Genomic DNA, 13,457 nt, shown 5'->3' with positions numbered 1-13,457 from the left:
AATCCTTACTTAAAATAGGAATAATTTTTCCTTTCTAAGAGAAGGATTTTTCCTTTCAGTTCATTAAATAAGGAAATATCTTTCCTTACTCTGGTCAATAATCCTAGATGGTATCTGGGTATTCTAACTGTCTAAGTATTACATATAAGAATAATAAAGAATAATAAAGAATAATAAAGAAGTAGTACTCAGCACTACCTTCTCTTCGCTCTATCTATCATTGAAAAAAGGGGAGAAAGAGTACAAAATAATGCTTTACTATCAACCTATATTATAAGAGTTCCGCCGCCCGAGTGCCTCTCTTAAATCAAACCAACTTTACTTTTGCGTGGAATTATTGCGTAGAATAGTAATTCTATGCTACTATCATCCTGAAAGTTACCCAGTATCTGGGCGAATAGGACAATTAACAGGTTGAAAATATTGCGTAGAATTATCTAAGTCCTTTTTATTGGGAGAGATGAGTATGTTAGACAAGTTCATTAGTGAAGGTTTACGAGGTAAAAGCGAGGCAACAGTAAAGACCTACCGCCACGCCCTGCAACAATTCAGCCATTGGCTTGACGGTTGTGGAACTACACTTGAGCATTTCAGCCGCACTGACGTTCAGCAGTACGTTACATACATGGCATGCAAGAAGAAGTCCGCCGCTACAATTAACAAGGTCTATAACGCTATTAAGAAGTTCTGTCGATGGGCTAAAAAGTTGGATTGCATAGATGAAGTCCATATCATCAAAGCCCCTGACTATAAGCAGACAGCTCCGAAAGCCCTAGACAGGCTAGAACGGATGCGGCTTGAGCGTGAAGTAGACAGAAACGGCAATAAACGAGATTATGCAATCATTAAGATACTACTTAATACAGGCTTGAGGGTTTCTGAACTGGTCGCCTTAGATAGGTCTGACATTGATTTTAGTGAACGCAAAGGTGAGTTAAGGGTTATGGCTGGTAAAGGTAATAAAGCCCGTACAATACCCTTAGACGTTGATACAAGGCGGGCTATAAGGAAATATCTTGAGGAGCGTTCAGATGACTATGAAGCCCTGTTCTTAAGTAACAGAGACAAGCGCATAAGCGTTAGAAGTGTTCAGCATCTATTAGAACAACACGACCTACATGCCCACCAATTACGACATACATTCATTACAGGGTTGGTCAGAGCAAATATTGATATTTCGGTAATTCAATCATTGAGCGGTCATAGTTCAGCGGACATGATACTTCGTTATTCTAAACCTACAGAAGAAGATAAGTTATTGGCAGTTGAGAAGCTTTATAACTATTAAACAGATCCCCCATTATGTCTTTACTGGTCTGATTAATTGTTTTCTTCGAGAAATATTTAAAAGAATGACGTAGCTAGAATTATTAAGAAATGCAGGTTTTTTATTCCTTGTGTAGTAAAGTATAGAAATATATCTAATTTAATCGTCGGGGGGTCTCATTTTGAAACTATCGTACTATCTCTTTAATGAAAATGTAAGAAATTTCAATCAATTAATTATACCCACTAAAGTCAATGAAGAGAATAACTATTTCGAACTACAACCAACAAATGAAGTACGAGATTTCGAGTTTAAAGTATTCATTCAAAGAAATAGATCGAAAGAACCGAAATGGATTACATTTCTAGAACGAGATTTACAAATTCCAGATCGGGAAGAAATTAAAAATACAGTCAACTCATTTGTCATCCTAGTTAAAGTAATGAAAGATGAGAGACCCTACTTCTTCTCTATTACTGGCGGTTTTGGTTTTACAGCAATAAACAAAAATAATTTAGAAAGCAGTTTTGGACTAAAGGTAGCTTTAAATTCAATTGACACAAAAGAACTTAAAGCTTTTGATGTAAGGAACATTGATTTGAAAACCAGACAAAAGAGGGTTCTTTTTAATAAAGGGAGTGAGATTGGTGAGTTTGATTTAGATTTTGAACAAGATTTAATTAATCTAGTATCAGGAAAATCTAGAGATCAGGAATTTGGTACTTCGGTACGAGGTTCAACTTCTTCCCTAAGTTTGAATAGTGATGTAACTTTTTCAAACTTAGGAGAAAAGTGCTTACAAATACTAGATTTATTTCTAAGTGATAATTACAAAGAAAACTTTAGTTTTATTGATAACATAAAAATAATCAAAGAACTTGAGATAGTGGCAGCTTTAAATCAAAACTTATTTAACGCTATTCTTGGGCGGCACACTGATAACCTTTCCTTAGCTTATCCCGATATGATTGAATATGAAAAGTGTTCATCATACCAACTAAGACGTAGTTATAAAAAAATTGATACTAATGAAATTACCTTGGAAGATTTATTTTCATTACTTGACCAAGATATTACTTTCAACTCACCACTTGACATTGAAAAGGTCAAAATAACTGGATTTGATGATGCAAATAGCCCTGTCACTTCAGCTGTATCTCTAAATCATTTTATTATTTACCAAACAGAGTATGAGCAAAGCACTTATATCTTTTCACTTAACAACTGGTATAAAATCGATCATGATTATTTCGCAAGAATTCATAATCAAATAATGGAAGTTCCGTTAATTGAAAATGATGAATTCCTCACAGCGATTCAAGCCAATGAATCTGAAGGGAGTTATAACGAACGACAAGATTCAGAGTATTTTTTATGTTTGGATAAAAGGAACTATCAAGTGGCTAATTCAAGAAGTAAAATTGAAATATGTGATTTATTATCTACAGATAAACATTTTGTCTGCGTAAAAAAAGGAACAAGATCAGCAACTTTAAGCCACCTCTTTGCTCAAGGTTCTGTATCAATGGCCTTACTAAAAGACTCGTCAGAGTATCGTCATAACGTGGTTCAACAAGCTCTAGATAAATTCCCTGAAGGAAACTTTAACGAAGAAAACTTTCCATATGATGAATGCACTTTGGTTTACGCTATTTCTTCTAAGAACGCGAGTGATATTAGGACTATTCTTCCGTTTTTCAGTAAAGTAAATCTCTTACATCATATTAACATCATTAAAAGGCTAGGCATTAAAGTCGCCTTGTACAAAATACCTGTGTATGGGGAAAATGCCGCGGCAGATGACGTTGAGGAATAGTAGACTCTATTAATTAATCTTATTAAGGACGAGTTATAAAGACTCGTCCTTGTATGTTTATTACACTTCAATCCCCCTCGTTCCCTACAAAAGTACTTTTTCATTATGTCTAAAGCACTTTAAACTCTTCAGCTTAAGACTTATTTCGTAGTTGCTAGCCCTGTAAGTACACTCCATTCCTCCGCTGATTTGTATGACATGAGTTTTACAGATAAATATGGATGTTGCTTACAAAACTCTCGAATGCTAAAGCGACGATGCTCAATTATATAAGTTGCATATTCTCTTACAATATAAGCATCCAGCTCTGGTAATTTCCGATATGATTCAACTACTTTCATCCAACTGAAGCCCCTCGTGTTCTTGAAGAGCGCAGTATATCTCCTTGAAGATATGTTCGAAACTTCATCAAAACCCTTTGGTGTTAGTGCCTTACCATAAGCATATTTCAGGAAATTGTCTCTGAACTCATGTTCGCGGAATGGACGTCCTTTCTCAATCAGATTCCTTATAGTTATATACTCACTTCGCTTTCGAATCTCTTGAACCATTAATTGAGCCAATAGTCTTTCCTCTTCCTTATATGTTACCTTCATATGTTTTCTTGGTGAGAATTTATAATCGTAAACATTGTAAATGAATCGAACTGCATCGTCAGGAAGATGATCTTGTCTAAGCTCAAGGACATACGAATAAAACTTTAACTTCCATGTATAAATACCCCCATGATCATAGATCCACTCTAGAGTATTTACACCGCAATATGAAACAATGTTTCTTATTGTTATCTTACGTTTTGTTCTCAATAATTTAAATAAAGATTTGTAGACAATATCTTCACTCACTTCTGCTTTTTTAATTATAATGTGGGGGTTGATAAGCCCAACTTCTTTTCCGAAGTTGTGGTAAGTCTTATGCCTTTTACGAATATATCTGACGATATGACCAAGTCCTGCTTCATTTAATAATTGAATTTGGGGTAATTGTCCATTTAACACATAAGGTTCGATTAGTTTTAAAATATCATCATCTGATAATGAGTTCTTCCGTTTAAATATACTTTTATCAAGTGAAGCAACAGAGGGAATTCGTTCTTGGAAGAATTTCCGAAGTAAATCTAGAGTTACATCATATGATTTGACGAAGTCTTCATATTCCAATTCAATTAATGGTATGTTATTTCGTTTGTATAGCTCGATCTTCTTCATCTTTACTTTATAATATCTCTTATTCCGCTTTCCATACCCCCACAGCTCTAAATGAGTTCCGTCCTGAAAATAGAAATCACTTCGATAGTTACAGCCTTGATAGATTACTTTATCTCTCTCATACCAAACTCCAGAATGAAGTAAAAACTGAGCGATCATAAATTCAGAAAGAGAGCGATTGACGTACCAACTATCATCCACGTAATCTTTGTCTTCGAAATATCCAACCTTCCTTCTTAGCTCCATCATGCCTCCATGTCGATCAATGAAACTCTGAGAAATTTTCAACTCTTTGATTATTTCAATTTTGGTAGGGAATCTGTTATTAAGCTCAATGAAACCTCTAAGAGCTTTTTCTATGTTATCAAAGTTGTTGTAAAAGGACTTTGACTTACCTTTTCGGACTACTTGCAAGTCATATCCGAGTTCCTCCAGAGCTTCTTCAATGCTTTCTCTGTAACATGAGAGATAACTATACAGCGTTCTCCCTATCTTGGTTGAACGAAGATTATCGGCGCTTTCATGTTCTTTTACGATTTTATCAAGCATACTTAACCGATTTTCCCGAAACCACCAAAAATAATCGTCTTGAGGACGAAGTAACCCTTGTTTTGTTAATGCCTTGGCTTCTCTAAGTTTTTGGTTTTTCTTTAGCAAGTCCTCAGTAATTACATAGCGTTTCAAAATACTGCCCCCATACATTTTGTAACTGTCAGTATCGCCATGAAGGGGGAAGTATAAACTTACTGATTGCATTTCGATAGAATCATCAGCATAAAGCAACTACACGTCTAATCTTCTTCAATCCATGTTACTCAAAACTTATTAAACACCCTTTAATTAGGCCCACCCAGTGCCGAATGATCACAATGCCCCTTCTCCAGTAAACTTAACCCTCGTTATACCTCTACAATTTTTTTCAAATACACTGCTGTGCGTAAAAAAACACCCCAATTATTAGTTAATTGGAGTGTAATTATTAACCTATAGTTTACTAACACGCTTCTTGACAGGCATCAGCCTATTCAGAGGCGATGCCATAGCATGCTGTTCCTTCAGATCACTCTCAGCAAGGTTTACATATCTCTTCGTCATAGTAAGATCTGTATGCCCAAGTGTTCTCTGTAATGCTAAGGCATTACCGCCCCCGCGTAAGAAGATCAAAGCAAACGAATGTCGAAGATCATAAGGAACAATTTTAACTTCTAACTTCTTCGAGTATGCCTCAATCCGGTCCCCCCATGTGTGACGAGTCAGCATAAGACCTTCATTCGTACAGAATATAGGTGTTCCCTTCTTCCATTCCTTCGGGTGGTGCGCAATCAGATCAGTAATAGCTTTAGTTGTCTGAGGGCTTATATTTAACGTCCTAGAGCCCCTTGTTTTAGCATTCTCCGCCTCTTTACTAATTCAGGTTCTCTTTATCGAACCCATTTAATCAAAAAAAAGAAGCAGGAATTAACCCGCTCTGTTGCTATATATGCCAATACAACTCAACTATTAGTCTTTCCTAACTAACGTGAGCTATAGTGAGAAAACTCTCATCAGGCGCTAGTCCTGTTTACGCTAAAAAAATCTTGAATTTTACCAAAACATGAAGTACTTCCACAGACCTAAATGAACCTTGAATTTTGAGTTTACTAGCTCACTTTCATTCAGAATAGCACGTTTACCTCTATAACTCCATTGCTCCTTTTCTTCAATTTTTGCGCCTAACATACCTATGCGATATAACCTTCCAATCAATTCATTATTATCCATATTTCTACAATTATCCCCTTGGTTAATATACCCTTTTAGAGTCTCGTATGATATCCAGTTTTTTCTCATTTTAGGGAGTACTAATTCAAAAATTTCGTTTTTCTGTTTATCAGTTAGAAAGCCAAATAATTCATCTTCAAATTCTTCCTTAAGATAATTTGAGTATTGCTTAGTAGCATCCCAAAGAATCTGCTCAGTTAGTTTCGTTTCACCATTGTTACACAACTTGACACATGAGTTAAAGAAAGCAATTAAATCTCTCGGTTTATATGTCGTAAAATCCAGAATCCAATCCCAAGTATTAGCTTCTGTTGGTTTTCCTAAATTCATTTTTTCTGGCAATAAATTTCTCAATGGATTCTCTATAGCTTTACCCTGCTGAAATACAACTGAAGTATTAATTCTAACTTCCATAAAATCTCTTAAAGGGTAGTTAATCTTATCTATCGAAAAGTTAATCCAATCTAACTCTGCTGTACCTCCAAACTGTAACTTTCCCAAATTTGCACCAGTAATCATTTCATACACATCGTGTCTAAGAAAAATAACTATTTTTAAATTAAGATCCATTTCAAATAGTTCATTATTTAGATGTTTAACAGTCATAAGTAAGCTATTCATCACATCTTGATAGTAATCGAATTCATTAATTTTTTCATCTAATCCATCAAGTATTAAGAATATTGAATCATTATTCTCACAATTTTCAAGGAGTAATTTATATAAACTAACTATTTCATCTATTTTAAAAATATCATGCTGTTTTCTCAGCATAGAACTAAATTTATTGTTTAATGGAATTCCCTTTTTTAACTTTCGGTCTAGTACCTTGTTAAGAGTCATCCTTCCCACAAATAGCTCATCATAAAGTTCCTTAAAATCTCCACCTAACTTTTTTGATAATAATTCCACTACATAAGAAAGTAAGACCCATTCCCAAGCAACCTCAAATCTCTCATATCCATTACTCTTAACATTTTTTAATGCATTAAAATTATTATAGTTAAATCTTTCAAAATTTATGAAACACACTTTATCTTTATTGGTTTCCTCAATATATTTACCGACAAAAGTTTTACCTGTACCTTTTTTACCCAGAACAAGTTGGATGCTTCCATCTTCTAGTACAGCGTTACTTATTCTATTTAAATTATAAAAGTTATGTTCAAATTTAATGTCATTATTTTTAATTTCACCTATCGCATCAACATTTCCAAAATAGATTTTTTCTATTGGTACCTCTTTATAAAAAGTATTGTCGGAAAAATCAATAATCAAAAACTCACGTTCAAACTTACCCCATCCATGTGATTTTTGAGTATAATGTAAACTATTTTTTTTGCAGTAATCACTAACCTTTCTATTTAAATAATTTTGAAGAGAATTGTTTGTTAACTTGCTGTTATCTAATGCCTCTTCCGTCTTACCTAAAAGTGATTCAAACAAATAAGTGCTCCAGATACCGTGCATTGATTCATCGTTCACATTAGCCGTTTCTTTATGAGATGCGGATGAAAAAACATATGTATATTCAAGATTGTCTAAGTCTATGTTCATTGGTTGAAGGGCAGTTTCCGCTGTGTTATTTCTTAAGCCGTAATTAATAGTACTCTCACATGCATCAATAAAAAATATTGCCTTATTGCATTCACCTTCATTAATAACACCCATTAATTCAGTTAGGCTGTGCCAAGTTTCTGTAACAATATCATCAGAATCCCATGCAGATAAATAGGGGGTACCATAAACATTCTTTCCATGTCCCGCAAAGAAGAAAAATAGTCTATCCTCTTTAGTTAGATGTTTCGCAATAGAATTAAATTCACTTCGGATATTAATAAAAGAAGCATCATTATTTAGTAGCAAAATATGTTTCTCAATATTAAAGATTTCGACCATTATCCTATCGAATTCTTTCGCATCATTATCTGCATACAACGTTTTATTCAATCTAGAATAAGATTCTATGCCTATAGAAATAGAATAGTCCAAATAATATACACATCCATTTTTTATAAGATTTTTTGAGTACAATACATTAATTCTGTTTTATTAAAACGAATATCTATTTAGTTTCTGATGACCTAAAAGCTCCTTAATTAATGCTTTTTTCTCCATGTTACTACTTAATTTTACAATTTTCCACGTTATTAGTACAGTAGCTTTTTATAATGAAAATAATATCCTAGAAGCTATTTACAAAAGTATTTACTGGATAAACCGAACCAACAAATCTATTAAGTTAATGAATTAGAATTCAAAAAGATCTACTTTGGGTTCTTTTTCTCCGTCCAACCTTGTAAAGTCTTAAAATAGATAATTTAGTAGGATCACTATATCATAATTCTGGTCAAAAAAAAGAAGCGGGACTTTACCCGCTCCATTGCTGTATACGCCAATACACCTCAATTATTAGTCTTTCCTGACCAACAGTGAGCAGCACTCCACATGGCTTGAGTGCTGATCGCAGACGTGATTTAGTAGTGTTTACATTGACTAATAGAATGAAATTTAACGCCTCAATCAATTTATTTTAGGCACTATCTATAGGCGGGAACATAGATAAGTGAGGGTACCGGATTCTGACACAATTTAAGATCGTGCAGAACTTGGTACCTGAAAATTCAAGGAATAAATCAACTATTTTTTATCCATGTTTGAATTTTACTCTCTATTAACGTTGCATCCATACTTCCATCTAATCCATCCTTTGTAATTATCAAATTACCAATAGTTTCTGAAATTCCCACACGTTCATAATTTTCTTTTTTCTCGTTCCAATGCTTTTCATATGATTTAATCCCTAGCATTCCAAGATGCTCTAAATAAGCAATTTTGCCTTGGTAGCGTAGAGTAAAATCAGGAATATAGGTTTTGCCATTAACATCTAATGGTTCTTCATAAGCATACCCAATATTCATCTTCTCGAGAATGTTAGCCACAATTACTTCAGACTTTGATCTTACCATTTCACCACGAATCGTTTTATGGATCAATTTTTCTTCAAAGTACCGTTTTTGATTACAATATTCTATTTCAATGATGTTCGGAACTTCAAATAGGTCTGTAAATCGTTGTTTGGTATTCGAATACCAGTCATTCGCATACTGAACTAATTCTTGAATTGACAAATCACTTAATACAATTAGTTTTTCTTTTTGACGTGAAAATGCAGTATACAAAAGTTCTTTTGCAATAAAAGAACTTTTTCCATTTATGACTACTATGGTTTTGCCAAAACCAGAACCCTGAGACTTATGAACAGTAAGAGCATAAGCAAGTTCTAATTTAGAGTCACTGTTTTCTCCACCAAAATCAGAACTAGTATATGAAAATGATTTCCCTTCGAATGAGGCAAAACGGAATTTGTACCAGCTAGAATTCTTATCATTTTTTCCATAGTGACCTGGGTAATCCGCCATAATACCAATTTCACCATTTGCAATATATGCTTTCCCTTTTGAACCATCCCAGTAATCCTTCTCACCGTTTACATTAGATATGACTTTATCTCCGTAAACGATATTTTGAACAGATAGCGGGCTATATTTTGACCATGGATACATCTTCCATTGCTCGACAGTATCTTGACGATATTTTTGGTGAATTTGATTATTCAAATAATAGCTTCCTGCACCAATAAATTTAGTAGGAGATAGAACCTGCCAGTCTTCTATATGTTCACTAGTTAGATACTTTGTATATTTTTCTACAGTAGCTCCCAAACTTTTATTGAAACCATCAATATCATCTTTAGTTGTCATATTCGCAGTTTCCACTAATTCTTCAAAGAACATTTTCTCTAAGTCGACCAAATCGGCATATTGAATATATTTAAGACGATTATCTGTTTTATTGTTTTGGATACGATAAATTACACCTTTATCTACTGAATTTGAATTAGAGAATATTTGAGCAAATGATAAATCATCACCACCTGAACCCTGTCTCATCTCAGTTTTCAACGTTGCGACCTTATTAGGATAAGTACTCTCTAAATAATTAATTAAATCGACAAATGGGCGCCCTGCTCCTATTGGAGGTAATTGATTTGGATCTCCTATAAAGATAATTCTCTCAGCATGAGAATCAACAAGCTTCAGTACGCCAGCAAACATATCTTCGGTCAGCATTGAACTTTCATCTATAATAATTGTTTTGGCAATACTCGAACTTGATTGGCTTGGCATCTTATAAGCCATTGTGTTCCAACTGAAACCTTTTGACCGAATTAAAAATTGTGCCACAGTCATAAACTCAGCTTCAACACTAGTCTTCTTAAATGAATTCTCAAGTTGAACTCTTGCTTTCCCAGTAGGGGTCAACGCTAATACCCCACCAGCTTTAATTGCTTTTGAAGAAGCAAAAATCCCCAACGCTGATGTTTTCCCCGTCCCAGCTCTCCCCAATAAGACAGATATTCTAGATGATTCAAGAATCTTTAACGCTGTCGCCTTTTCATCACGAGCCAATTGATCATTTTTTTCATTATTTTCTTGAAGCTTTCCAAATTGATCGTTAATAATTCCTCCCCAGTTTTGTTCACTAGATAAGCTAGTTTCTAAACGGCTATTTACTATATCGACTACCACTTGTTTATAATCTTGATATTCTTTCAGTTTAATGTAAGTATTTTTCTCATTGACGTACAATTCACCTTCCTGCAAGAATTCTGAAACACCCTCAATTTTTTCCGTTTGAAAATCCGTTTTTTGATCTAATGGTAGTTTATTAATTTCTTCAACAATTTGAGTATAGCTGAGTAAAGTATGGCCTTGATTAGCGGCTTGAACTAAAACAAATATCACCATAGCTCTAAATCGACGCTTATCACCTTCAGTTCTCATTTTAGTTGGTTTATTTAGAGGATATTTATTTTCCACCAACGGATTCACAAACATTGCATTGTCGATTTGAGAAATAGCAACTTGATGTTCGTCCTTTTCTTTTCGTGTAAGTTCGAATAATAGGTACGGGTTTTCAACAATTTCAGCTGCATAATTTTTTAGGTTACTCCAAGCATAAATAGCTTGTTCAACAGAAAGATTCAATCGAGACAAAAGTTCGAAGTATCGAGTTTTGCTTTCATCTCTTAATAAACCTGAAAACTCATCCTCTTTGTCAGCTAAGCTGTCATCCAGTTTCCCGTTGCCTGTTTCTTTCTCTCCTGAAAAATACAATTTCAATTCAGTAATCAAGTCGTTTTCAGAAGTATCAACATGTTGAGCAACATCGAAACCATACCTAACACCGAAAGCTGATAAAATCGAACCTAATCCCGGGAAAATACCACGTTGATTCCAAACGCTTTTTAATTGATTATCAATATAATCAAGTTGAATATTAACCCATTTATGATTAGCTTCTTTTAGCTTAAGTTTAGCTATATTTTTCAATGCAATTTTCGCTTGATTTAGCACATCAATAGCCGCATCGTAGCTGACCCATTCAGCTGCATATGAAAATTCCGATCTAAAACCTGCCGCTTCAAACAATGTGACACTCGACACATCAAAATCAGGATGCTCTTTTACGTACTCGGAAATTTCAAGATATGGCATTAAAAACCCTTCTTTGCCATCAACTCTTATCGAATGCGCTACATTCGTCTCCCAAATATAATTTTTTTCGTCACTGCTTCCATCAGACTCATACTCATGAATCTCTACATTTGATACTATATTTCCTACTCCTGCAATTACACGCCGATTATCTTCGATAAATGGGACTTGTTTGTAATATGGAAATATCAATGAATTGTGCGGATTAATCCCGGAAAAGTAGTAATCAAAAATCCCTTTTTGAGATTCTCCATGCGATACCCACGCACTTGACCAGTCCAGCATTTGCTCTGTTTTTTCTAAGTCAAAGTTAAAATTGTAATACTTTTGCTTCTCATTAGCATTATCTTTTAAGGTCCATGAAAAGGGGCGCAATAAGAATGAATAGGAATCCATCTCAAAAGTTGTTTCTTGGAAATGCTTGAACTTAGTATTTCTTTTTTTATATGGATGGTTCATCTTAAGATAAAGCTTGGAATCACTCATGAACGCAGCGTTCTCTGTAATCCAGCTTTGCATTCTTACTGGTCCTATCTGTTCGTAACTTTTACCTTTATTTGTTTCCTCAAACTCTAAGTCCCGTGATGCTGCAATGTTGGGGATTACTTGAGCTGCTACATTATACTTAGGTTTATCGTCAATTCGCCCAGTATAATCGTTATCCTTCCATGGAATTCTTGTTGAAAAGTGTTGTACATAATTCATTTGTGATTTAACTTTCTTTTCTTTATCCACCAGATACATAAGCCTTTCCTCCTTCACCTCTATTACGTAATAATTACCACCATCATAATTTATGCATTCCGATGCAAAACTTGGTAATTGGGTAAGAGTCGTAAAGAAAATTTATCATAAACCTATTCCACATGATTTGGGTGTCGGCCACTGATAAACTACTCTCTCTTATTTCGTCCAATCAATTTCTAAGCGTTTCTTAATAAGTGAAGTATCTCATTGAATCTTGTGTCTATGTAAGTCAATCTTCCTAAGACTGCTGTTTTAAACTGTTTATCACTAAGGTTATCCTTACCTTCTAAATGAGTCTTGATCATTTTAATTGAATCTGCCTTATAAGCCGCTATTTCTTTTAGCCCCGCGTTACTCTCTGCCTTGAAACTCTTAACTTCTGTCGCCAGCTCAGACTTAGCCTTGCTTAGAGCCTTCTTGTCCTGGTCTCTCGTAGCTTTGATTGTAGCTAGAGTAGCCTTACTAGCCTTATTCTTTACTGCAGCAGTATACTTCGCTGTTGAAACCTTGGATTTGTTGGTCAGTTCTGCCACTTCGTCGCCAAGCACCTTACTCAGATTGTTCTGTGCAGCCTTAACCTCTTTGACTCGACTGCTGTAATTCTCAAAGTAATTTTTTTCTATGTACGATGTTGATACAGTAGCTGCAAACGCTTGCGAAGGTAGTAGAAGTACAAGCATAAGTAGTAAGAAAATAGTTTTCTTCATATCCAATTCCCTCCTTTTATTATAAATATATCATAAGGGGGATTTTGGTACGACATAATACTAACCTGGTTCATAAGATCAGATAAAAACATGTCTATTGCTTGAAAAATTCATTCATCTAATATTCTAGTGTCTCGCACAAAAATTGTTTATCAGACTTTCTTGAGCTATGAAAACTTGACCATTCCCCAGAGCGCTATCTGTTAGGCCCACCCAGTGCCGAATGATCACAAAACTCCACCTTTAGTAAACTTAACCCTCTTGTACCTCTACAAAATTTTAGTCAAATATACTGCCGTGCGTACAAAAAAACACCCCAATCATTTGTTAATTGGAGTGTAATTATTAACCTAGTTTCCTTACACGCTTCTTGATAGGCATCAGCATGTT

Annotated in this window: 7 protein-coding genes; 2 read left to right on the top strand and 5 right to left on the bottom strand. The window is 34.6% G+C overall.

The window, feature by feature from the left end; translation table 11 throughout:
* Window positions 1-466 precede the first annotated feature (466 nt).
* Together MKX35_RS11030 and MKX35_RS11025 are read left to right on the top strand one after the other, a co-directional pair.
* Entirely contained in the window at window positions 467-1,288 is an 822-nt protein-coding gene (locus MKX35_RS11030) for a tyrosine-type recombinase/integrase (RefSeq protein ID WP_076275654.1), read from the top strand.
* Between the two features lie 160 nt (window positions 1,289-1,448).
* Window positions 1,449-3,083: a DUF6119 family protein gene (locus MKX35_RS11025; RefSeq protein ID WP_076299632.1), complete on the top strand. Its 1,635-nt coding sequence runs from the start codon at window positions 1,449-1,451 to the stop codon at window positions 3,081-3,083.
* Between the two features lie 140 nt (window positions 3,084-3,223).
* Here MKX35_RS11025 and MKX35_RS11020 read toward each other — a convergent pair whose 3' ends face one another.
* The 5 genes from MKX35_RS11020 to MKX35_RS11000 all read right to left on the bottom strand — a co-directional run bounded on the left by MKX35_RS11020 (window position 3,224) and on the right by MKX35_RS11000 (window position 13,067).
* Entirely contained in the window at window positions 3,224-4,975 is a 1,752-nt protein-coding gene (locus MKX35_RS11020; RefSeq protein ID WP_076275655.1) for a hypothetical protein, read from the bottom strand.
* A 300-nt stretch (window positions 4,976-5,275) separates the two neighbouring features.
* The gene (locus tag MKX35_RS11015; RefSeq protein ID WP_081382901.1) at window positions 5,276-5,701 is read right to left on the bottom strand and encodes a tyrosine-type recombinase/integrase; all 426 of its coding nucleotides are present in this window, start codon (window positions 5,699-5,701) and stop codon (window positions 5,276-5,278) included.
* A 174-nt stretch (window positions 5,702-5,875) separates the two neighbouring features.
* On the bottom strand, window positions 5,876-8,044 hold the full coding sequence (locus MKX35_RS11010) for a caspase family protein (RefSeq protein ID WP_076275657.1): 2,169 nt from the start codon (window positions 8,042-8,044) through the stop codon (window positions 5,876-5,878).
* Between the two features lie 644 nt (window positions 8,045-8,688).
* Window positions 8,689-12,357, bottom strand: coding sequence for an ATP-dependent DNA helicase (locus MKX35_RS11005; RefSeq protein WP_076275658.1), 3,669 nt, complete (start codon window positions 12,355-12,357; stop codon window positions 8,689-8,691).
* A 179-nt stretch (window positions 12,358-12,536) separates the two neighbouring features.
* Complete coding sequence (locus MKX35_RS11000) at window positions 12,537-13,067, bottom strand: hypothetical protein (protein ID WP_076275659.1); 531 nt, start codon at window positions 13,065-13,067, stop codon at window positions 12,537-12,539.
* Window positions 13,068-13,457 lie beyond the last annotated feature (390 nt).

Source organism: Paenibacillus sp. FSL R5-0923, assembly GCF_038009145.1.
GTDB lineage: Bacteria > Bacillota > Bacilli > Paenibacillales > Paenibacillaceae > Paenibacillus_AQ.
Note: the sequence above shows the minus strand (reverse complement) of the source record. Positions and strands in the feature narration are given on the sequence as shown.